Annotated in this window: 20 protein-coding genes and 2 rRNA genes; 8 read left to right on the top strand and 14 right to left on the bottom strand. The window is 62.7% G+C overall.

Going from position 1 to position 21,538, the window contains the following annotated elements; all coding sequences use genetic code 11:
* Positions 1-75: 75 nt before the first annotated feature.
* From BUB39_RS21735 to BUB39_RS21725, 4 genes are read right to left on the bottom strand one after another with little or no spacing between them, the layout of a single operon-like run.
* Entirely contained in the window at positions 76-465 is a 390-nt protein-coding gene (locus BUB39_RS21735) for a type II toxin-antitoxin system death-on-curing family toxin (protein ID WP_073057959.1), read from the bottom strand.
* Positions 462-593, bottom strand: coding sequence for a hypothetical protein (locus BUB39_RS25905; protein ID WP_280174679.1), 132 nt, complete (start codon positions 591-593; stop codon positions 462-464). The genes BUB39_RS21735 and BUB39_RS25905 overlap by 4 nt, the downstream gene beginning before the upstream one ends.
* Before the next feature lie 3 nt (positions 594-596).
* The gene (locus tag BUB39_RS26025) at positions 597-686 is read right to left on the bottom strand and encodes an AbrB/MazE/SpoVT family DNA-binding domain-containing protein (RefSeq protein WP_425292929.1); all 90 of its coding nucleotides are present in this window, start codon (positions 684-686) and stop codon (positions 597-599) included.
* 56 nt (positions 687-742) lie between these two features.
* Entirely contained in the window at positions 743-2,575 is a 1,833-nt protein-coding gene (locus tag BUB39_RS21725; protein ID WP_073057957.1) for a M3 family oligoendopeptidase, read from the bottom strand.
* Positions 2,576-2,771: 196 nt separating this feature from the next.
* Between BUB39_RS21725 and BUB39_RS21720 the strand changes: the two genes are divergently transcribed.
* From BUB39_RS21720 to BUB39_RS21710, 3 genes are all read left to right on the top strand, one after another.
* On the top strand, positions 2,772-4,232 hold the full coding sequence (locus BUB39_RS21720; RefSeq protein WP_073057955.1) for a sigma-54-dependent transcriptional regulator: 1,461 nt from the start codon (positions 2,772-2,774) through the stop codon (positions 4,230-4,232).
* A 124-nt stretch (positions 4,233-4,356) separates the two neighbouring features.
* Positions 4,357-6,018 (top strand): L,D-transpeptidase family protein, encoded by a 1,662-nt coding sequence (locus tag BUB39_RS21715; RefSeq protein WP_175561928.1) that lies wholly within the window; start codon positions 4,357-4,359, stop codon positions 6,016-6,018.
* A gap of 297 nt (positions 6,019-6,315) precedes the next feature.
* Positions 6,316-8,082 carry a peptidoglycan L,D-endopeptidase MepK gene (locus BUB39_RS21710; RefSeq protein ID WP_073057953.1) on the top strand — a complete coding sequence of 589 codons (1,767 nt, stop codon included), beginning with the start codon at positions 6,316-6,318 and terminating at the stop codon, positions 8,080-8,082.
* 191 nt (positions 8,083-8,273) lie between these two features.
* Here BUB39_RS21710 and BUB39_RS21705 read toward each other — a convergent pair whose 3' ends face one another.
* From BUB39_RS21705 to BUB39_RS21695, 3 genes are all read right to left on the bottom strand, one after another.
* A complete protein-coding gene (locus BUB39_RS21705; RefSeq protein WP_073057951.1) occupies positions 8,274-8,525 on the bottom strand; it encodes a DUF2312 domain-containing protein in 252 nt (83 codons plus the stop codon).
* 105 nt (positions 8,526-8,630) lie between these two features.
* Positions 8,631-8,936 carry a DUF1244 domain-containing protein gene (locus tag BUB39_RS21700; protein ID WP_073057949.1) on the bottom strand — a complete coding sequence of 102 codons (306 nt, stop codon included), beginning with the start codon at positions 8,934-8,936 and terminating at the stop codon, positions 8,631-8,633.
* A 14-nt stretch (positions 8,937-8,950) separates the two neighbouring features.
* Entirely contained in the window at positions 8,951-9,757 is an 807-nt protein-coding gene (locus tag BUB39_RS21695) for an N-formylglutamate amidohydrolase (protein ID WP_073058263.1), read from the bottom strand.
* A gap of 155 nt (positions 9,758-9,912) precedes the next feature.
* Between BUB39_RS21695 and BUB39_RS21690 the strand changes: the two genes are divergently transcribed.
* The 3 genes from BUB39_RS21690 to pyk all read left to right on the top strand — a co-directional run bounded on the left by BUB39_RS21690 (position 9,913) and on the right by pyk (position 12,946).
* Positions 9,913-10,806: a DMT family transporter gene (locus BUB39_RS21690; RefSeq protein WP_073057948.1), complete on the top strand. Its 894-nt coding sequence runs from the start codon at positions 9,913-9,915 to the stop codon at positions 10,804-10,806.
* Between the two features lie 116 nt (positions 10,807-10,922).
* Complete coding sequence (locus BUB39_RS21685) at positions 10,923-11,516, top strand: DUF1036 domain-containing protein (protein WP_425292928.1); 594 nt, start codon at positions 10,923-10,925, stop codon at positions 11,514-11,516.
* Positions 11,513-12,946 carry a pyruvate kinase gene (pyk, locus tag BUB39_RS21680; protein ID WP_073057946.1) on the top strand — a complete coding sequence of 478 codons (1,434 nt, stop codon included), beginning with the start codon at positions 11,513-11,515 and terminating at the stop codon, positions 12,944-12,946. Before BUB39_RS21685 ends, pyk begins: the two co-directional genes overlap by 4 nt.
* 75 nt (positions 12,947-13,021) lie before the next feature.
* Here the strand turns inward: pyk and BUB39_RS21675 are convergent, their stop codons facing one another.
* From BUB39_RS21675 to ykgO, 3 genes are all read right to left on the bottom strand, one after another.
* A complete protein-coding gene (locus BUB39_RS21675) occupies positions 13,022-13,564 on the bottom strand; it encodes a glyoxalase superfamily protein (RefSeq protein ID WP_073057945.1) in 543 nt (180 codons plus the stop codon).
* Positions 13,565-13,795: 231 nt separating this feature from the next.
* A complete protein-coding gene (locus BUB39_RS21670) occupies positions 13,796-14,383 on the bottom strand; it encodes a tetratricopeptide repeat protein (RefSeq protein WP_210187123.1) in 588 nt (195 codons plus the stop codon).
* Between the two features lie 166 nt (positions 14,384-14,549).
* Entirely contained in the window at positions 14,550-14,675 is a 126-nt protein-coding gene (gene ykgO / locus BUB39_RS21665; protein ID WP_073057941.1) for a type B 50S ribosomal protein L36, read from the bottom strand.
* A 370-nt stretch (positions 14,676-15,045) separates the two neighbouring features.
* On the opposite strand from ykgO, the gene BUB39_RS21660 reads away from it, so the two are divergent.
* Entirely contained in the window at positions 15,046-15,897 is an 852-nt protein-coding gene (locus tag BUB39_RS21660) for an amidohydrolase family protein (protein ID WP_073057940.1), read from the top strand.
* A 63-nt stretch (positions 15,898-15,960) separates the two neighbouring features.
* Here the strand turns inward: BUB39_RS21660 and BUB39_RS21655 are convergent, their stop codons facing one another.
* Both BUB39_RS21655 and BUB39_RS21650 read right to left on the bottom strand, forming a co-directional pair.
* On the bottom strand, positions 15,961-16,554 hold the full coding sequence (locus BUB39_RS21655) for an OmpA family protein (RefSeq protein WP_073057939.1): 594 nt from the start codon (positions 16,552-16,554) through the stop codon (positions 15,961-15,963).
* Between the two features lie 24 nt (positions 16,555-16,578).
* Entirely contained in the window at positions 16,579-16,998 is a 420-nt protein-coding gene (locus BUB39_RS21650) for a hypothetical protein (protein ID WP_073057938.1), read from the bottom strand.
* Between the two features lie 343 nt (positions 16,999-17,341).
* Between BUB39_RS21650 and BUB39_RS21645 the strand changes: the two genes are divergently transcribed.
* Positions 17,342-17,563: an alkylphosphonate utilization protein gene (locus tag BUB39_RS21645; protein WP_073057937.1), complete on the top strand. Its 222-nt coding sequence runs from the start codon at positions 17,342-17,344 to the stop codon at positions 17,561-17,563.
* Positions 17,564-18,348: 785 nt separating this feature from the next.
* On the opposite strand, the gene rrf is transcribed toward BUB39_RS21645, so the two are convergent.
* Together rrf and BUB39_RS21635 are read right to left on the bottom strand one after the other, a co-directional pair.
* Positions 18,349-18,463: ribosomal RNA gene (gene rrf, locus BUB39_RS21640) — 5S ribosomal RNA — on the bottom strand.
* A 79-nt stretch (positions 18,464-18,542) separates the two neighbouring features.
* Positions 18,543-21,306 (bottom strand): 23S ribosomal RNA (locus BUB39_RS21635).
* Between the last annotated feature and the right edge of the window lie 232 nt (positions 21,307-21,538).

Raw genomic sequence — 21,538 nt, 5'->3', positions numbered from 1 at the left:
CACCCTTCGAGGCAGAGCCCCTAACATGCGGCCCCGGCGCGGCGCTGCAAGGGCTGCAGCAAACAACGCGCCGCGTCAGTCCGCCGCTGGCATGCGGTCGCGGATCCAGCGCGCGAGGCTGTCCTCGGAGATCTCACCGGCGGCAAGGCCGAGGATGGCGAGGGTCGACTCTGCAGGCGGGGGAGCAAACAGGACGGCATTGCGACGAATGAACAGCACCATTGCAACAAACGCCGCGCGCTTGTTTCCGTCAATGAAGGGGCGATTGCGTGCGATGCCGTAAGCATATGCCGATGCGAGGACGGGGAGATCCGTCTCTCCATACGTCCATTTGTTGCGCGGCTGATCGAGCGCAGACTCGAGCGGCCCCGGAGCACGCAAGCCTGCCGGACCGCCAAACCGCAACAACTGGCGCTCGTGCGCGACCAGAACCTCTCTGAGCGACAGCCACCTTGGCTCGATCATTTGGCGAGCGCGCGCAGCGCATCCCGATACTCCACCATGATGTCGTCAACGATCGCCATCGATTCCTCGAAATCGGCGTCGTAGGGGGAGATCGTCACTGACCCGTCGGCATTATCGGTCACGCTCACCCATTAGCCCTGGCTGAGATTGAGCCGCGTGAGCAAATCCTTCGGCAGGATCAAACCCGTCGAATTGCCGATCTTCTTGATCCCAAGCTTCATGGCTCATCCTCCGTTGTACATTGTGTACAACGGAGGATGAGCCCGGTTTCAAGAAACTACCCCTCCATCTCTTCCAACTCAGCGATGAAGCCTTCGAGGACCGAGAGGCCCTTCTGCCAGAATTCGGGATCGCGTGCGTCGAGTCCGAACGGAGCGAGCAGCTCGGAATGGTGCTTGGTGCCGCCCGCCTTCAGGAGGTCGAAATAGCGCTCCTGGAAGCCGCTCTCCGCCTCGCGATAGACGGCATAGAGCGAGTTCACCAGGCAATCGCCGAAGGCATAGGCGTAAACATAGAACGGCGAATGGATGAAGTGCGGGATGTAGGTCCAGAACACCTCATAGCCCGGCGAGAGGCGGATCGCGTCGCCGAGACTTTCGCGCTGCACATCCATCCAGATGCCGTTGATGCGATCGGCCGTGAGCTCGCCCTCGCGCCGCTCAGTGTGGACCTTACGCTCGAAGGAATAGAACGCGATCTGCCGCACGACGGTGTTGATCATGTCCTCCACCTTGGACGCGAGCATCGCCTTCCTCTGCACGCCGTCGGTGGTCGCGTCGAGAAGCGCGCGGAAGGTCAGCATCTCGCCAAACACGCTCGCCGTCTCGGCCAGCGTCAACGGCGTCGGCGCCATCAGCGCGCCCTGAGGGGCGGCCAGCACTTGGTGCACGCCATGGCCAAGCTCATGCGCGAGGGTCATCACGTCACGCGTCTTGCCCTGGTAGTTGAGCAGTACATAAGGGTGCGCCGAGGGCACGGTCGGATGCGCGAAGGCGCCGGGCGACTTGCCCGGACGAACCGGCGCATCGATCCAGCCCTTGTCGAAAAACTGCTCGGCGATCGACGCCATCTCCGGCGAGAACAGCCGATAGGCCGAAAGCACGGTATCGCGTGCCTCCGTCCAGGGAATGGTGCGGCTCGCGACCTTGGGCAGCGGCGCGTTGCGATCCCAATGGTCGAGCCGTTCCTTGCCGAACCATTTGGCCTTGAGCGCATAATAACGATGCGACAGACGCGGATAGGCCGCCCGAACGGCTGCGACCAGCGCATCGACCACCTCGGGCTCGACGCGATTGGCAAGATGGCGCGATTCCGCGACATCCTGGAAACCCCGCCAGCGATCGGAGATTTCCTTGTCCTTCGCGAGCGTGTTGGTCACCAGCGTGAAGAGACGGATATTCTCCGAGAAGGTAGTGGCGAGCGCCTCGGCGGCAGCCTTCCGCTTCGTCTCGTCCGCATCCTGCATCAGGTTGAGCGTCGGCTCGAGCGTCAGGATCTCGCCGTTCACGTCGAAGCGCAGCGAAGCCATCGTTTCGTCGAAAACCCGGTTCCAGGCGCCGCGCCCTGTCACCGACTTCTCGTGGAAGAGCTGCTCGACCCGATCCTCGAGCTGATAGGGCTTTTCCTTGCGGACGTCTTCGATCCAAGGCCGGTAATGCGCCAGCGCCGGATCGGCCGCCATCGCTGCTTCCATCACCTGATCGTCGATCCGGTTCAGTTCGAGCGTGAAGAACAGCACATGCGTGCCGGCGTCGGTCACCTTCTGCTGCACGTCGCCATAAAACTTTGCGCCCGCCGGATCGGTGGTATCGCCGGAATAGACGAGCCCGGCATACGAGACGAGCCGGCCAAGCAGTTCATCGAGCGCCTCATAGGCGCGGATCGGCTCGACGAGGCCGCCCTCGCGCGCCAGGACCTCCAGTGTCCCCTTCCACTTCGCCTCGAATTCAGCCGAATCGCGGCTGGCCCGGGCTAGATCGGCCTCGATCGCCGGAGACTGCGTGCCGGGATAGAGATCGGTGAGGTCCCATTCCGGCAGGTGCCCGATCTCGTTCGTCGTCGCGGTCGCGACGCCGGCGGGGGCGAAGGCTGGCTTGGCAGTCGGGCGCATAGGGTGATGTCCGGATGTCGAGGATGGTGCTGCGTAGATAGGGTCAGCAACCGCGATCAATCAACACTTCACAACATGACGCGATCGTAAGGCGGGCGTAAGGCCGACGTTAAGGAACCGCCGCGATCATGCGCTTGGCACGGCAAGCCGGCAGCGCATGCCGCCTTGCCGGATACCGGGAGCACAGTCGACCTTCATGTCCGCGAGAATTCTGATCGTCGACGACGATCCCGTGCAACGCCGGCTGCTCGAAGCAGCCGCGAGCCGGCTCGGCCATGAGGTCGTGACCGTCGAAAATGGCCGCGCAGCGCTCGACCGCCTCGCCGGCCCGGACGGCGATCGCTTCCAACTGATGATTCTCGATCTCTTAATGCCAGAGCTCGACGGGATGGGCGTGCTGGAACGTCTTCCGCCGCTCGGACGCAGCCTGCCAGTCATCGTACAGACGGCGCATGGCGGCATCGACACCGTCGTCAGCGCGATGCGGGCCGGCGCGACCGACTTCGTCGTGAAACCGATGTCGCCTGAGCGCATCGAAGTGTCGATCGCCAATGCGCTGCGGCTCAGCACGCTGGAAAGCGAACTGGCGAGAGTCAAACGCTCGGCCAATGGCACGCTGGGCTTCCGCGATATCGTGACGGCGAGCCCGGCCATGGACCGCGTCATCGCCCTGGCGCGCCGCGCGGCGAGTTCCTCGATCCCGATCCTGATCGAGGGCGAGAGCGGCGTCGGCAAGGAACTGATCGCGCGAGCCATCCAGGGCTCGGGCGAGCGGCGGGCAAAGCCTTTCGTCACCGTCAATTGCGGTGCCCTCCCCGCCAATCTCGTCGAATCGATCCTGTTCGGCCACGAGCGCGGTGCCTTCACCGGCGCGACCGAGAAGCACGCCGGCAAATTCCAGGAAGCGCATAACGGCACGCTGTTCCTTGACGAGGTCGGGGAACTGCCGCTCGACGCGCAGGTCAAGCTGCTGCGCGCGCTGCAGGAGGGCGAGGTCGATCCAGTTGGCGGCAAGCGGTCGGTTCGCGTCGATTTCCGCCTGATCTCGGCCACCAACCGGGATTTGATCGCGCTCGTGAAGGAAGGACGCTTCCGCGAGGATCTCTATTACCGCCTGAACGTCTTCCCGATCCGCGTGCCGCCGCTCCGGGAACGGCGCGAGGACATCCCGGAGCTCGCCCGGCATTTTCTCGCCCGCTTCGCCGCCGAGGAGAAGAAGCCGCGTCTCCAGGCGATCGCGCCTGATGCGCTCGACTTGCTTTCGCGCAGCCTTTGGCCCGGCAATATCCGTCAGCTCGAAAATGCGATGTTCCGCGCGGTCGTGCTCGCGGACGGGCCGATGATCACGGCGGGCGAATTCCCGCAGATCGAGCCGCAGCACGATCCGGCGACGCGCCCGGCCATCGACTTGTCTGACACGGACACAGCGCCGAGGGCCGATAGTGCTGTCGACACGCCCGTCATGATCTTCGACGCTGGCGGCGATATCCGCACGCTCGAAGCCATCGAGGCCGACACCATCCGCCTCGCCATCGAACATTACCGTGGCCGCATAGCAACGGTTGCCCGGAAACTCGGAATCGGGCGCTCCACCCTCTATCGCAAGCTCAAGGAACTCGGCATTGCCGATGGTGAAGAGGAGCTCGCGGCAGAGTGACCAGGATCGCAGCGTCTTCGTCCGAACGGGTGTTGAAAGAAGTTCCGGCCCGGAAACGGAAGCTGGGCGGGAACGACAGGCCCGTTTGTGCGTCGTCTGTCAGAAGTTCGGCAGGGAAACAGCCATGATCGAGAAGCGTTTGACGGCATTGTTGGCGGGAACGGCGCTTCTCGTGCTGACGGCAGGATCTGCGAGCGCTTATCTGCCTGAGGGCAAGACGTTCCGCGAGCGCGCCGGCAGCGTGGCGAGCCTGACGGTGGCTGACGTTGCCAGCGATCCGGCCGCCATCGCGCTGAAGGCTGCGATTGCCATTGCGCCGGCGAAGGAGACGTTCCTCGAGAAGCGCGACCGCGCCGCGATGGCCGAATTCTATTCCGAGCGCGACTACCAGCCGGTCTGGGTGAAGGACGGGCATCTGACCCCGTCGGCGCAAGCCGTCATGGCGCGCATCGCGGGCGCCGCCGATGACGGCCTTGATCCCGCCGCCTATGCACTGCCGGCCAAGACGCTCGGCAGCGCCGCGCCGCTCGGCCCCGATCTTGCCGCCGCCGTCGAGATGACTCTCGACAGGGCGCTGCTCACCTATGCGCGCCAAGCGTATGCAGGCCGGCTCGATCCGGCTTCCGTCGGCAAGCTGATCACCATCAAGCCGCTGCTGCCCGATCCGGTCGAGATTCTCGCCAGCGTCTCGTCCGCGAAGGACGCCGCCGCCGCGGTCGACAGCTACAATCCGCCGCATGCCGGATATCGGGCGCTGAAGGCAGCACTCGCCGAGGCCCGCAAGACGCAGCCCGCCGATGCACCCGCTCCGATTGCCGAGGGCAAGCTGCTGAAGCTCGGCACCAGCGATCCGCGTGTCCCGCTGCTGCGCGCCCGGCTGGCGCTCGCGCCGGTCAGCGACAATCCGGACGTTTACGACAACGCCCTGGCAGAAGCGGTCGCCCGCTTCCAGGCATCGAGCGGCCTCAAGGCCGACGGTGCTGCCGGCGGCAATACGATCGCGTTCCTGAACGGTGTTGGAAAGAACAAAACCGCCGAGATCATCGCCAATATGGAGCGTTGGCGGTGGCTGCCGCGCGACCTCGGCGCCTTCCACGTCGCGGTGAATGTTCCCGAATTCGAGGTGCGTGTCTTCGACGGTGACACAGTCGTTCACCAGACACGCGTCGTCACCGGCAAAGTCACCAATCAGACGCCGATCTTTTCCGACGAGATGGAATCAATCGTCGTCAATCCGAGCTGGAACATTCCCGCCTCCATCACGATGAAGGAGATGCTGCCAAAGGCTCGTCAGGATCCGTCCTATCTCTCCCGCAACGGCTATCAGGTCTTGGCCAAAGTGGGCGGCAAGGTCGTTCCCGTTAGCCCGTCCTCGGTGGACTGGAGCACGGCGAGTGCGCGCAACATCCAGATCCGCCAGGTTCCGGGCGACGACAATGCGCTCGGCTCGATCAAGTTCCTCTTCCCCAACGAGCACTCGGTCTATCTGCACGACACGCCGTCGAAGAGCCTGTTCCAGCGCGATGCGCGCGCCTTCAGCCATGGCTGCGTCCGCGTCCAGAACCCGCTCGATTTCGCCGACGTGCTGCTTGGCTATGAAGGCGGCTGGACCAAGCAGCGGCTGCGCAAAATGATTGGCGGGCGCGAAAGCTGGGTCAAGCTGCCCAAAAAGATCCCCATTCACATCACCTATTTCACGGCGTTCGTCGATGATGCAGGGAAGCTACAGACGCGGCCCGACATCTATGGCTACAACGCCCGCGTGGAGCGTGCGCTCGGCCCTTAGCGCCGAATAGACGGTCGACATTTTCATCCGAACATGCGAAACCGCGTATGGAGCTTCCATGCGCGGCCTTTGTGTTGCCGCGTTGTCGCCACACTTGACCCGGATGGTGAGCCAGTATCGTTCGCTCATCCTGTGTGCGGATACCGAGGGCCAGAGAATGACGATCACGGTAAATGCTGGTTAACTCTATTCAAGCATTCTGCCCTCGACGGGGGCGCCCGAACGGGCCGTGGACGCAGAAGCAGGTTGACTAGTCACATGAATCAATCTCAGCGCAACGGCGGATGGCGGAAGCGAGTGGCTTCCACTGTTCGTGTAGCGACGGCTTCGGCGCTCGTCGCCGGCACCATGCTGGTAACCGCCCGCGTCGGAGAAGCCGATGCGGCCGCTGGCGACAGGGCCCTGACCCTCGTCAACGTCCATACCAACGAAGGCGGCACGATCGTCTTCAAGCGCAATGGACGCTATGATCCCGAGGGTTTGAAGCGCCTCAACTGGGTGCTGCGCGACTGGCGCAAGAACCAGCCCACCAATATGGATCCGCATCTGTTTGACCTCATCTGGCAGGTCTATCAGCAGAGCGGCTCGCGCGTGCCGATCAAGGTCGTCTGCGGCTATCGTTCGCCCGAGACCAATGGCATGCTCCGCTCCCGTTCGCGCGGCGTCGCCAAGCACAGCCAGCATATGCTCGGCAAGGCGATGGACTTCTATATTCCGGACGTTGCGCTGCCGAAGCTACGCGCGATCGGCCTCAAGATGCAGATCGGCGGCGTCGGCTTCTATCCGACCTCCGGCTCGCCTTTCGTCCACATGGACACCGGCAGCGTTCGCCACTGGCCGAAGATGACGCGCGAACAGCTCGTGCGAATCTTCCCGGACGGCAAGACGCTGCATATCCCCTCCGACGGCAAGCCCCTGCCCGGCTATGCCGAGGCGCTCGCCTCCTATAATGCCCGCAAGGCGAATGGCGGCGATGCGATCGTCATGGCCAGCGCCTCCGGCGCCGGCGGCAAGTCGTTCCTGCAGCGCATCTTCGGCGGCGGTGCCGACGAAGAAGAAGACAATGCCGACATCGCGCCGAGCGTGAAGGCATCCGGCAAGGCCGCTCCGGCTGCTGGCGACGACGACAGCGATGCGCCTGTCGTCACGGCCAAGGATGCGCCGAAGACGGCTCCGGCCGCCGAGCCCGACAGCGAGGCCGCCCCGATGCTCGTCGCGATGGCGCCTGTCCCGCGCCCGTCGCCGATCCCGCAGACCGCGCCCGCCGCCGAGCAGGCCGTCGTCGCCGAGGCCGATGCTGCCGCGGTCGAGACCGTCGTTGCGATGGCGCCCGTTCCGCGGCCGTCGCCGGTTGGCCACGAAGCACCGGCGGAAGAGCCGGTCGCCGTGGTCGCCGACGCTTCCGAAGCCCTGCCCGTGCCGCGCACGTCGCCGGTTGCCCGGCCGGCTGTCACGCTCGCCAGCGCATCCTCGACCGGCGCCGTTTCCGGCCATGCCGTTGCAGCTCAGCTTGCTGCTCTCAATGCACCGGCAGGTGCCGAGCAGGTCGCGATGGCAGCCCTTCCGGCCGCCCATCAGCCTGCAACCGCTGCGGAGGCCATCGCCGAGGCCGTCGGCAAGGGCAATACGATGGGCGGAGCGCCCGTCCTCGCTTACGCATCGGCCGCGGATGAAGGCGCGCCTCGCATTGACGCCCGTACCGGTGCACTTGTCGCTGGCCGTGCCGCGGCGCCTGACGTGACGGCCGCTAATGTCGAGAGCAATGAAGACTGGCAGGATCCGCTCGCCCGCTTCACTGCGGTCGGCTACGACGCTGGCACGATCGAATTGGTGACCCGCCCCGGCTCGACCCGCCAGCGGGCCTATGCCGAGATGGAAATGCCGCATCCGTTCGGCGAGCCGGCCCTGTTCACAGCTCCTGAGCGCTCGATCCAGCTCGGCTTCGGACGTATCGCCTATGAGGGCCTGCGCACCGATCGCTTCTCGGGACCGATGGTCCGCCCGGTCGGAACCCTCGTCTTCGCCTCGAACGACTACAAGCAGACCGTCTCGCTGAAGCGCTGACGCTTCCTGCACGATCGATCAAAACAAAGAAGGACGCCGTGTCGCCACGGCGTCCTTTTTTGTTTGCCAGCCTGATCCCGCGCTGGCGCGCAAACGGCGGCCAAGCCCTGAAAACACAATGCCCGGGACAAGTCCCGGGCATCAACATCGTCCAGCAAGCTCACCGGCGGCGCGAGGCCGCTACGGCTGGCTCAAACCATCCCGAGCGCCTGCTTGTAGAGGTCAAGGATGGCGTCCTGCTCCTCCCGCTCGCTGGCATCCTGCTTGCGCAGGCGAATGATCGTGCGAAGCACCTTGGTGTCGTAGCCGTTGCCCTTGGCCTCGCCATAGACGTCCTTGATGTCGTCCGCGATCGCCTTCTTTTCTTCCTCGAGCCGCTCGATCCGCTCGACAATGGAGCGGAGCTGGGCGGCGGCGACGCCCTGGACGTCTTCGTTGGACATGAAGGAACTCCTCGTATTCTTTCTCAAGCCGGGTGAGTGCCCGCTTCCGGGGGACGGGTCAAGCGCCAGCAGCGCCGCAGCGCCTTGGCTCTCCACCGCTTTTGATCAGTCCTTGGGACGATTCTCGGCAAAGGCTGCGAGCGCTTCGGCACTCGCGCCGCCCTGATGCAGCGCACGCCAATCCTCATATGGCATGCCGTAGACGGTCTCGCGGGCAACCTCCTTCGAGATCGCGAGGCCTTTCGCCTCGGCGGCATCGCGGTACCAGTTGGCGAGACAATTGCGGCAGAAGCCGGCCAGGTTCATCAGATCAATGTTCTGCACGTCGGGCCGGCTGGAAAGATGCGCGAGCAGGCGGCGGAAAGCCGCCGCCTCAAGCTCGGTGCGCGTCGCCTGGTCTATATCGGTCATCGCGTCCTCGTCATTCAGGAAAGGGGCTCGACCGGCCCGGTCAGGGACCCATGCATCACGACGCCATGCGGTGTCGCGCCGAGATGCATGGTGTCCAATACGGCACCAATCCGCTCGACCCATTCGGCAACGCCGGCTGCATCGGCGATCAGGTCCTGGCGGACCTCGATCAGCGCATGGGCAAGCCCGCGCCGCGTCGCATGGCGATAGAGCGTGTCGCCCTTGAGAGCTCCGAGATAAGGTTCGTTGTCGCCGATCACCAGAGCCGGATCGGCTGCAAGGCCGTTGATCAGCGGCTGCGAGAAGCGGGGATCAGCATCCCAGAGCACGCCCGCATGCCAGGGCCGCGGCACGCCGCGCCAGATCGGCGTGAAGCTGTGTACGGAAAGGATCACGGGGACGCGGCCGCTGGCCATCGCGGCATTGATCGCGTCGCCCATCGCCCCGTCATAAGGCAGATAGAAGCGTTCGATCCGGCGGTTGCGCTCCTCCGCGTCGACCTTGGCGTTGCCGGGAACCACGGCTCCATCCGAAAGCCGCATGATCAGCGTCGGATCGTCGAGCCCGCGATTGGGATCGATCACAAGCCGGGAAAAGCGCGACAGCACGGCCGGGACGCCGAACCGCGCCGCAAGGCCGCGCGTCACGGCAGCAGCTCCGATGTCGTAAGCAATGTGCCGCTCGAACTCGGTCGCAGGCAGGCCGAGGTCGCCATAGTCAGGCGGCACGGCATTCGACGCGTGATCGCAGAAAAGCAGCAGCCCCGACGCTGCGTCTCCCGCCACGACTTCGAAAGCCGCCTCTGATCGGGCCGGGTGCATCGCGTGAGGTGCTGTGGCAGCGCCATAGCCGGTCGCGGGCGAGGTCGGCGCCGCGGCGAGATCGAATGTGGGTTTGTCGTGCATGCGGCGGATGATACTGACGGGGCCGGACGCCTGCCATAGCAATTCCGCGCCTCGGCAATTCGGATCCCGCCTTGAGCCACTCATCCGCCTTCTCCGCCGCGCGGGTCGCGCTGCCCGCATTGCTGCTCGGCGCTCTCGCGATGGGCATTTCGCCCGTCTTCGTGCGCCATGCCGAAGTCGGGCCTTTTGCCAGCGCTTTCTGGCGTGTCGGCGGCGCGCTCCCCTTGCTCTTCGCCTGGTGCTATTTCGAAAGCCGCAGGCGAGGCGAACCGCTCGGCACCCTCTTCCGCTTCGACGGGCCGATCCTGCTCGCCGGTGTGCTCTTCGCCGGCGACCTGATCTTCTGGCACCTCGCGATCCTGCATACGACGGTCGCCAACGCGACCTTCCTCGCCACGATGGCCCCGGTCTGGGTAGCGCTCGGCTCCGGCTTCTTCATCGGCGAGCGTGTCCCGCCCACCATCATCGGTGGTCTCGCACTCTGCCTCGCCGGTGCCGCCTTCCTGATCGGCATGAGCTGGCACGCATCGCCGCAGCATCTCATGGGCGATCTCGCGGGACTGGCCACGTCGGTGTTCTTCGGCGCCTATTTCCTGCCCGTGCGGGTGGCGCGCCGGACCATGTCCGCAGCACGGATCACCTTTCTGTCCACGCTGATCACCAGCGTCATTCTCTTCGCGATCGCATTGGTCATCGAGCCGCGCATCCTGCCGACCTCGTCGGAGGGCGTCGGTGCGATCATCGGCCTCTCTTTCGTCAGCCATGCCGGTGGACAAGGCCTGCTGGCTTTCGCGCTTGGCCATCTGCCGGCCGCTTTTTCGGCCCTTGTGATCTTTCTTGAGGCGATCGCAGCGGCCGTGTTCGGCTGGTTGTTTCTCGGCGAGGCCGTCTCGCTGCCGCAGGCGATCGGCGGCTTGCTCATCCTTGCCGGCATCTATGTCGCGCGGCCGCGTCGCCCAGCGTGAGACGAGCCAGATGAATGGGACAAGGTCATCATGCCGCCGCCTTTGTTGCGAACATCTCGCGGGCGTCCGTGCTGGATTCGCCCCGCCGCGGACGCGACGAACGACCGAAGAGACCCATGACCGACGACTTTGCTTCCAAGCCCGCTTCGGCCAGCTGCGCAAGCCTCCGCCCGCTTCTGGCGTTGACAGCCGAAAAAAATCGCGACCATAAAGCTCCCAACTGGTTCAACGGTTCGGCGTCCATATCGATGCCCTTTGCGAAGCTTCGATCCGGACTGCTGGCCGCCGGGCCTCTCGCCGCGCTCCTCCTGATGATACCGGGGTTTGGCATAGCTCCTGCATCGGCCGACCTGAGGCTCTGCAACAAGACGAACAACCGCGTAGGCGTCTCCATCGGCTACAAGGACAAGAAGATCTGGACCACGGAAGGCTGGTGGAACATCCCCGTCAATAGCTGCGAGACCCTCGTCAGCGGCACGCTCGTGTCACGCTTCTATTACGTCTATGCGGTCGACTATGACCACGGCGGTGAGTGGAGCGGCAAATACGTGATGTGCACCAAGGACAAGATGTTCACGATCGAAGGAACGGAAGACTGCGTGGCGCGCGGTTATAATCGTTCCGGCTTCTTCGAGGTGGACACTGGCGAACAGACGAACTGGACCATTCAATTGAACGAACCCGCCCAAGCAGGAGCAAAAGCACAATGAGACGGTCGCGCAAGGTCAAGATTCTCGCGACCCTCGGGCCCGCGTCTTCGGACAAGGCGACGATTCTGGCTCTTTTCAAGGCCGGCGCCGACGTCTTCCGGATCAATATGAGCCATACCGCGCACGACAAGCTGCGCGAGCTCGTGTCGATCATTCGCGAGATCGACGCCGAGGAAGGCCGCCCGATCGGCATCCTCGCCGACCTCCAGGGCCCTAAGCTCCGCCTTGGCACCTTCGCCAACAAGTTCGTCGAAATATCCGTCGGCCAGACATTCACGCTCGATTCGGATCCGACCCCGGGTTCGGCCGGACGCGTCTACCTGCCGCATCCCGAAATCCTCGAAGCGCTCGAGCCGGGACACCGACTGTTGATCGACGACGGCAAGGTCCGCCTGCGCGTCGTTTCGACCGACGGCAAGTCGGCCCTCACCACGGTCGAAGTCGGCGTCAAGCTTTCGGACCGCAAGGGTGTCTCCGTGCCCGACTCGACGATCCGCACCGGCGCGCTGACCGAGAAGGACCGCGCCGATCTCGACGCCGCGCTTGAAGCGAAGGTCGACTGGATCGCGCTGTCCTTTGTGCAGCGTCCCGAAGACGTCGCCGAGGTCCGCAAGATCGCGGCCGGCCGTGCGGGCATCATGTCGAAGATCGAAAAGCCGCAGGCCGTGCAGCGCCTCGCCGAAATCATCGAGATCTCCGATGCGCTCATGGTCGCGCGCGGCGATCTCGGCGTCGAGATGCCACTCGAAGAGGTTCCCGGCATCCAGAAGCAGATCACCCGCGCCTGCCGCCGTGCCGGCAAGCCGGTGGTCGTCGCAACACAAATGCTCGAATCGATGATCACAGCCCCGGTGCCGACGCGCGCCGAGGTGTCCGACGTCGCCACTGCCGTCTATGAAGGCGCAGATGCGGTCATGCTCTCGGCCGAGTCAGCCGCAGGCGATTTCCCCGTCGATGCCGTCGCCACGATGGACAAGATCGCGACAGCCGTCGAACGCGACAGCAACCACAAGAACATCATGCATGCGCAGCGCACCGAGCCAGAGGCGACCGGCGCCGACGCCATCTCGGCCGCCGCACGGCAGATCGCCGAGACGCTGAACCTCGCCGCCATCTGCTGCTACACGGCATCGGGTTCGACGGGCCTGCGTGCCGCGCGCGAGCGGCCGCGCACGCCGATCATCGCGCTCTCGCCGATCGAGGCCACGGCGCGGCGTCTGTCGGTCGTCTGGGGCCTCCACTGCGTCGTCTCTGAAGATGCCTACAATCTCGACGACATGGTCAGCCGCGCCTGCGATATCGCGGCGCGTGAGGGCTTCGCGCAGCCGCACGACCGGATCATCATCACTGCCGGCGTGCCGCTGCGCACGCCCGGCGCAACGAACTTGATCCGCATCGCCTTTGTCGGCGGCGACAGCGCCAGCCGCTGACACCAGCCTTCAGGCTACCGCGACCAGTCATCAAGCCCGGGGCCTCGGCCCCGGGCTTTTTCATATGCGTTCGGCTCAGCGGCTCTTCAGTTCCACGAAGCGGATTCTGTTGTTGAACGGGTCGGTGACCTGCAATTCGAGCCGACTTCCTTCATCTTGAAGTCCCGGCTTCATGTAGCGGTAGTTCTTGGCCGTGAGCTCGGCATGCAAGGTGGCGATGCCGCGCATATAGACGATCATGTTGCCGCCAGGGGTCGCATCGCCCGAATGCTCGCTGAGATGCAGGCGCAATCCCGCGCGCGAGATCTGCGTATAGAGCGGGAAATTGTCGCCGTAACGATGTTCCCAATCGACCGTGAAACCGAGAAAGCCGAGATAGAACTCGTGTGCTTTCGCGACATCGAACATCCGCACAATCGGAATGGCTTGCTCGAAGGCGACCGCATCGCTTTGTTTGGTATCGCCGTCGATCTTCGCCGACAGGATATTCCAGTTGGCGAGGCCGAACTGCCCCGCGACGATCTCCAGCGCCTCGCTATGGGTGATTGTCACGTCCCGGGAGGCCAATGTCTCCCGCAGGGCCTTGGCCATGGATTTTGCATCGCGATAGTCGCGCATCTCTACTCCTCGTCGCGGCGAAGCCATCGTCAGTGCCCGCATTGCCGACGCCTTCGCCCGAGGGCTGATAAGCGCGCAGGAAGATAGGAAGGTATTCGCCATGCCTCGAAGGGCGCGAGCTGCCGGCCACCTTCAGCCGCAGCGCCACGCTATCCGCGATCAGTCCAGCCTGTCATCAGGGAAGTGCCGGAATCACCAATGGACATCGCGCCGCCAAAGCCGGAAGCAGCATCAGATCTCTTTGCCGCGAACGTCCGGCTTCAGCGTCTTGATGGCGTTCTTGATCTCCGGATCGAGATAGGGATCGAGCGCCAGCGCCTTCTCGAAGGCCGCCAGCGCATCTGCCTTGCGGTCGATATCCTGGAAGATCAGGCCGATTCCGGCGAGCGCCCCGAAATGCCGCGGCTCGAGCGTCAGGACCTTCTCGAGATCGCCGAGCGCCTTTCCATAATCGTCGCGCAGATAATAGATCGTCGCCCGACGGTTCCAGCCTTCGGCGAAGTCCGGCTTCAGCATGACGATCTGGTCGAGAAAATCGAGCGAACGGCCATAGTCTTTCGCGGCGAGCGACTGCTGGGCCCAGCCCATGAGGAGATCGATCGTCGCGCTGCCGGAGCGCTGCCAGCGGCGCTGGATCTCCTGCTCCGCCGCCTTGCCGCGCGTCTCGTCCGACGGGTCGGCAAGGGTCGCGAACAGCTGGTCCATCGTCTCCTCGGCGAGCGGCTTTTGCGAAGGAACCGGCGGTTTCGATTCGTCGGACGGAGACTGCGGCCGTATCGACTGGCCGTCAGGCGCGCCGTCTCCGAGCGGCGGCGGCATGCTCTGCGCCTCGGATGCATGGACGCATGCCGCCCCCACCGTGACGAGGAGAGTGAGAGCCAGAACGAAAAATGCCTGCATGCCGGCCAAGCTAAGGCGGCATGCAGGCATCGTCAAATGAACGTCGTGTCAGCAGCCCGTGAACGGACGCCGCCTCGACGGAAGATCAGCCCTGACGCGCCTTATAGCGCGGGTTGACCTTATTGATGATGAAGACGCGGCCCTTGCGGCGCACGAGCCGGTTGGCGCGATGGCGCCCAAGCAGCGCCTTCAGCGAGTTCTTGATTTTCATGGCGCAAATATCCGCAATCGATGATCTGGGAACGAAACGAGCGCCCAAGGCGCCCGCTCGAAAATTCGGCCGGACCATAGGCAGCCGCTCAGGGCTTGTCAACCAGATGACGCCGGAGCGCAAGGGATTGGCTACCTTTTGAGCCACCTTGCCCACCGCCTTTCGCCCGGGCTCCACGATCGATTCGTGCGGCGCGACATGCTATGGCGAAAATAACGGTGTGCGGACGCCTGCCAGCGTGAGGACGCGTGGGCGCCACCCGCCGCAGATATAATGGGAGGACCAGAATGAAGAACTGTGCCGCATGGGCTTTGCCATGCCACACGATCCAGCGGTTTGCGTATGTCGCGAAGCCCCGGGGCCGTCGCTGATGCCCGCCATTCCCTTCGTCGACACGCATGTGCATCTCTGGGACCCAGCGCGGCTGCGCTATGCCTGGCTGGACGGCGACGAGACGCTCGACCGGCGCCATGAGCTGCCCGAGTTTCACGCCGCCACGGAAGGCCTTCCGCTGGAAGCCATGGTGTTCCTGCAATGCGACGCCGACCCCTCACAATATCTAGACGAAGCCACATGGATCGCGTCGCTGGCCAAGCAGGAGCCGCGCCTCAAAGGCATGGTCACCTTCGCGCCCGTCGAGCGCGGCGCGGCTGTACGTGAAAATCTCGAGAGGCTCGCCGAAATCGATCTTCTGCGTGGCGTTCGCCGCCTCATCCAGTCGGAGCCAGACCCCGAATTCTGCTTGAGGTCGGACTTTATCGAGGGCGTGAGGCTGCTCGAATCGTTCAACCTGTCCTTCGACATCTGCATCACCCATCGCCAGATGAAGAGCGCCATCGCCTTTGCCCGGCAGGTCCCGAATGTTCCACTGATTCTCGACCATATCGGCAAGCCGGGCATCCGCGACGGCCTGATGTCGCCTTGGGCCGAGGACATGCGCGAGCTGGCGAGACTGCCCAACGTCATGTGCAAGATTTCGGGGGTCGTCACGGAAGCTGATCACAAGGCGTGGACCGAGGATGAGCTGAAGCGCTACGTCGCGGTCGCCATCGAGGCCTTCGGCTTTGATCGGATCATGTTTGGTGGCGACTGGCCGGTGTCGACGCTGGCGCTCACCTATCGCCGCTGGGTCGAGATCGCCGATGCAGCACTCAGCGGCACGAGCGCCGAGGAACAGCGCAAATTCTGGCACGACAACGCGGTCGCGTTTTACCGCCTCTAGTGAAAACGCCGCAGCCGGTGAAAACCGGCCGCGGCGCGATCTGGATCGCTAAGGCGACTCCGACTATTTCGGCAGATACTTGCCGATGTTGATCAGCTGGACGCGGCGATTCAGCGGATTGGTCGGATCCTTGGTGTCCTCGAGGTTTTCCTCACCGAGACCGACCGCTTCAAGGCGAGACGGATCAACGCCATAAGTGGTTACGAGGGCAGCCATCACCGCGTCGGCGCGCTTCTGGCTGAGCACGAGGTTGGCCTGGCGATCACCGGTCGTATCCGTGTTGCCGGTGACGACGAACTTGTAGCCGCCGAGAATCGGGTGATGCAGCGCATCGGCGATCGAACCGATTGTCGCATAGGACTCTGGACGGATGATGTCAGAGTTCAATGCGAACTGGATCTGGACATTGATCTGCGCAAGGCCGTCAAGCAGCTGCAGCGGCGTCCAGGTGATCGGCATGCCGGGATTGTTCTTGATATGCTCCTGGACGGCATTGCGGATCAACGCAGCCGACAGCTCCGGCGGAGCGGCGCGCGCGGCGCTCTGCAGGCTCTGCATGATCTGGTTCTGGTCGAGAGCCGTCTGCGCGGACGCCGAACCGGCGGCACCGGTCAGGGCGATGGCGAGCACCAGCCCGCCGAATATGGTCTTCTTCATGATCTTGGTCCCTCCGGTCGCGGCTTAGCGCCAGCCCGCATCGACGATCGCCTGATTGCAGGCGGCGGTAACGACGCGCGAGGCCGCATTGAGGCAGCTCAGGAAATGCGCATCACCAGCGACCATGCCCTGGCAGTGCCGGACAACGTCGTTCTTGCACAGCTTCGCAACTGACTGCTGCGCCGCGTTCCTCTTGGTGATCGAGGCGACGACGGCCTGGTAGTCGGTGAGGCATTGCGGGCTGATCTTCGCCTGCTGGGACATCATGCAGTCCCGCAGCGCGCCGTCGCCGAGATTGACCTTGGCGCAGTACTTGGTGATGTCCTTGCCGCAGCTCTGTGCCAAAAGAGCGCCGGCGTCGGAATAGCTCATGGTCTGAGCCGAGGCGCCGGCCATGCCAATCGCCATGGCGGCGGCGGCCAGCCCGATCGTGATGAATCGCATTGACGTGAATCCTTCCCCGTATCGATATGCCGGCCAAGCCGGCGATCCTCACCGCCGCCGGGGCGACGGGTCGAAAGCCAGCCAGCGCGCGGGAGTCCCCGTGATTCGGCGCTGGCGACGGTGCCTAATGGCGGGTCTTCCAGAGCGATAGTCAATCTCATCTCGCGACAGACACCGAAGATTTTGCTGCCACAACGGTTTCACTTGTCATGTCTACAAGCGCTCGCCACGCCCAGTGCCGCAGCCGAAAGCCGTTCAATGGGCTCCCCCTGGACTTCGACCGTGATAAGCGTCGCGACCAGCCAGAGGCATGGCGCTTCGAGGCGGCGCAAAGGGAAATGCAATGAGCGACGACAACGTCCGGGACAGCAACGGCAATCTGCTGAAGGACGGCGATTCCGTCACGGTGATCAAGGACTTGAAGGTCAAGGGGACGTCCGAGACGATCAAGCGCGGAACGACGGTCAAGGGCATCCGCCTGACGGGAAACCCGGCCGAGGTCGAGTGCAACACCAAGCAGGTCAAGGGACTGGTGCTGAAGACCGAGTTTCTGAAGAAGGCCTGATGTCCTGATCAGTTCAGGGACTGAGAGTGTATCGCGAGCGTGGAGAGAAGACCGTCGCGGCCGGTCTCCTCACCGAGCGATCGGTCCAAGTGCCCCAGCGCCAAGCGTTGACAACGCGTTGGATGCGGATCGTCTGCGCTTGTCGCATCCTAGTGTAGGCTGCGGTGCATGCGGATGCTCAGGCGGGGGATGAACCGCGTGGGTCGTCCGGCGGCGCTCTTCCTTGCGCATAATTCGGCGTTCGCATCGAGGCTTCACACCTCTGAGTGCTGCTTTGTGGGAGGCTTGTGTGGGTAGGGATGCGTTTAGGTGGGGGGCGTTTGTTGTGGGCGATGTCGGCGCGTGGATCGCGCCTGCGAGCGTGAGGGGTGTTCAGATGCCTGACGCTCTGCTTGTGTTGTTGCCTGTGCCGCTGCTCACGCGCGCGGCTTGTCGGTTGCTTTCAGGCGCGTCATCTCAGCCTGGGCGGCGGGTTCGCTTCGGGGTGCTGCGGGGCTTGGAGCGCGACCTTTGGTTACCCGCCGTTCGGCGGTTGCATCGTGGATCGCGTCTGTTGGGGAACATGGTTGTCCTGGCGGCTGTCCGCCCCCTCCCCCCACCGGCGGCAGCGCCTTGGGGCGGCTCTTATGTTTCGCATGGAGCGGGCCGTGTTGTGTTGCCGCCGGAGCCGGGCCGTCGCCCCCCACCTTCCGCTGTTCGCGGACGACAAAAAGCCCCGGCGGGCATTTCTGCGCGTCGGGGCTTTTTGAAAGGGTGTGAAGAGAGATTGGATACGAACTTTGCAGGCCTGGCGGCGACCTACTCTCCCGTGTCTTAAGACAAAGTACCATTGGCGCGGAGGAGTTTAACGGCCGAGTTCGGAATGGGATCGGGTTCAGGCTCCTCGCCATGACCACCAGGCCGGCAAAGTTCGTATCGGATTTGAAGAAGCTGTTGTCACTGACGCTTCATCCGTCGGGATGAGCATGGATTAATGAGGGCGATCAAGCCTATCGAGTGATTAGTACCGGTAAGCTACATGCGTTGCCGCACTTCCACACCCGGCCTATCGACGTGGTGGTCTACCACGACTCTCAAGGGAAAACTCGTTTTGAGGTGGGTTTCCCGCTTAGATGCTTTCAGCGGTTATCCCGTCCGTACGTAGCTACCCTGCAATGCGGCTGGCGCCACAACAGGTCCACCAGAGGTACGTCCATCCCGGTCCTCTCGTACTAAGGACAGATCCTCTCAATTTTCCTACACCCACGGCAGATAGGGACCGAACTGTCTCACGACGTTCTGAACCCAACTCACGTACCACTTTAATCGGCGAACAGCCGAACCCTTGGGACCTTCTCCAGCCCCAGGATGTGATGAGTCGACATCGAGGTGCCAAACGATGCCGTCGATATGGACTCTTGGGCATCATCAGCCTGTTATCCCCAGAGTACCTTTTATCCGTTGAGCGATGGCCCGTCCACGTGGGACCACCGGATCACTATGGCCGTCTTTCGACTCTGCTCGACTTGTCAGTCTCGCAGTCAGGCGGGCTTATGCCATTGCACTCGACGAGCGATTTCCGACCGCTCTGAGCCCACCATCGCGCGCCTCCGTTACACTTTGGGAGGCGACCGCCCCAGTCAAACTACCCACCATGCACTGTCCCGGACCCGGATGACGGGCCGCGGTTAGATATCCATATTCACAAGGGTGGTATTTCAAGGATGGCTCCATCCGAGCTGGCGCCCGAACTTCAAAGCCTACCACCTATCCTACACATGCAAACACGAATACCAGTGCAAAGTTGTAGTAAAGGTTCATGGGGTCTTTCCGTCTGACCGCGGGAACCCCGCATCTTCACGGGGAATTCAATTTCACTGAGCGGGTGCTGGAGACAGCGGGGAAGTCGTTACGCCATTCGTGCAGGTCGGAACTTACCCGACAAGGAATTTCGCTACCTTAGGACCGTTATAGTTACGGCCGCCGTTTACCGGGGCTTCGATTCAAAGCTTGCACCTCTCCTCTTAACCTTCCGGCACCGGGCAGGCGTCAGACCCTATACGTCGCCTTACGGCTTCGCAGAGCCCTGTGTTTTAGGTAAACAGTCGCTACCCCCTAGTCTGTGCCCCCTATACCTGGTTGCCCAAGTACAGGGCCTCCTTCTCCCGAAGTTACGGAGGCAATTTGCCGAGTTCCTTCAGCACCATTCTCTCAAGCGCCTTGGTATACTCTACCAGTCCACCTGTGTCGGTTTAGGGTACGGTCTATACGCGGGAGCTATTTCCTGGAACCCCTTCACGGCACGGTCAATCCAATAAGACCGTACAATACACGGGATTCGTCACTACCCGCAGGCTGGGGAATATTCACCCCATTCCCATCGACTACGCCTTTCGGCCTCGCCTTAGGAGCCGGCTAACCCTGCGCAGATTAGCTTTACGCAGGAACCCTTGGACTTTCGGCGACAGTGTCTCTCACACTGTTTGTCGTTACTCATGTCAGCATTCGCACTTCCGATACCTCCAGGATCTCTCACGAGTATCCCTTCGCAGGCTTACGGAACGCTCCGCTACCACGTGATCTTGCGATCACATCCACAGCTTCGGCACATGGCTTGAGCCCCGTTACATTGTCGGCGCAGGAACCCTTGTCTAGACCAGTGAGCTGTTACGCTTTCTTTAAATGATGGCTGCTTCTAAGCCAACATCCTGGTTGTTTTGGGATCCCCACATCCTTTCACACTTAGCCATGATTTGGGGGCCTTAGCTGGTGGTCAGGGTTGTTTCCCTTTTGACGATGGACGTTAGCACCCACCGTCTGTCTGCCGGATAGTACTCTTGGGTATTCGGAGTTTGGTTAGGTTTGGTAAGATGGTAAATCCCCCTAGCCCATCCAGTGCTCTACCCCCCAAGGTATTCGTCCGACGCTCTACCTAAATAGATTTCGCGGAGAACCAGCTATTTCCGAGTTTGATTGGCCTTTCACCCCTAGCCACAAGTCATCCGCGTCTTTTTCAACAGACGTCGGTTCGGCCCTTCAGTGCGTGTTACCGCACCTTCAGCCTGCTCATGGCTAGATCACCCGGTTTCGGGTCTAATCCGACGAACTGAACGCCCTGTTCAGACTCGCTTTCGCTGCGCCTACACCTACCGGCTTAAGCTTGCTCGTCAGATTAAGTCGCTGACCCATTATACAAAAGGTACGCCGTCACCCAGAATGCGGATCGCTCCGCCCTTGGGCTCCGACTGTTTGTAGGCATCCGGTTTCAGGAACTGTTTCACTCCCCTTGTCGGGGTGCTTTTCACCTTTCCCTCACGGTACTTGTACACTATCGGTCGCTAAGGAGTACTTAGGCTTGGAGGGTGGTCCCCCCATGTTCAGACAGGATTTCTCGTGTCCCGCCTTACTCAAGGACTTATGCTCGCATTACCCGTACGGGGCTATCACCCTCTAAAGCCCTGCTTTCCTGACAGGTTCCGGTTGTCTCGCATAAGCCACTGGCCTAGTCCGCGTTCGCTCGCCACTACTAGCGGAGTCTCTGTTGATGTCCTTTCCTCCGGGTACTGAGATGTTTCAGTTCCCCGGGTTCGCCTCGTACACCTATGTATTCAGTGCACGATACTCATTGCTGAGTGGGTTTCCCCATTCGGAAATTCACGGATCAAAGCCTGTTCGCGGCTCCCCATGACTTATCGCAGCGTACCACGTCCTTCATCGCCTCTTAGCGCCAAGGCATCCACCGAATGCCCTTCTATCACTTGATCGCTCTCATTATCGATGCCCATCCATTCGCATGGACGAACCATCAATGACGCAGGCCATCCCCTCGGCGAGGATAGCCTGTTAAAGACCAGCTTCTTCGAGATCCACCCGAGCGTATGCGGTCAAGCGTACGAATCTGGGGACATGCCCTGATGAGGGGCATTCAGATGGATCTTCTCTCTTCACGATGTCTAAACAACACGCTCATCCTGGACCTCATGTCAGCGGCGAAGC

The organism is Kaistia soli DSM 19436 (assembly GCF_900129325.1).
GTDB lineage: Bacteria > Pseudomonadota > Alphaproteobacteria > Rhizobiales > Kaistiaceae > Kaistia > Kaistia soli.
The sequence above is the reverse complement of the archived record's forward strand: the minus strand, read 5'-3'. Positions and strand labels throughout refer to the sequence as shown.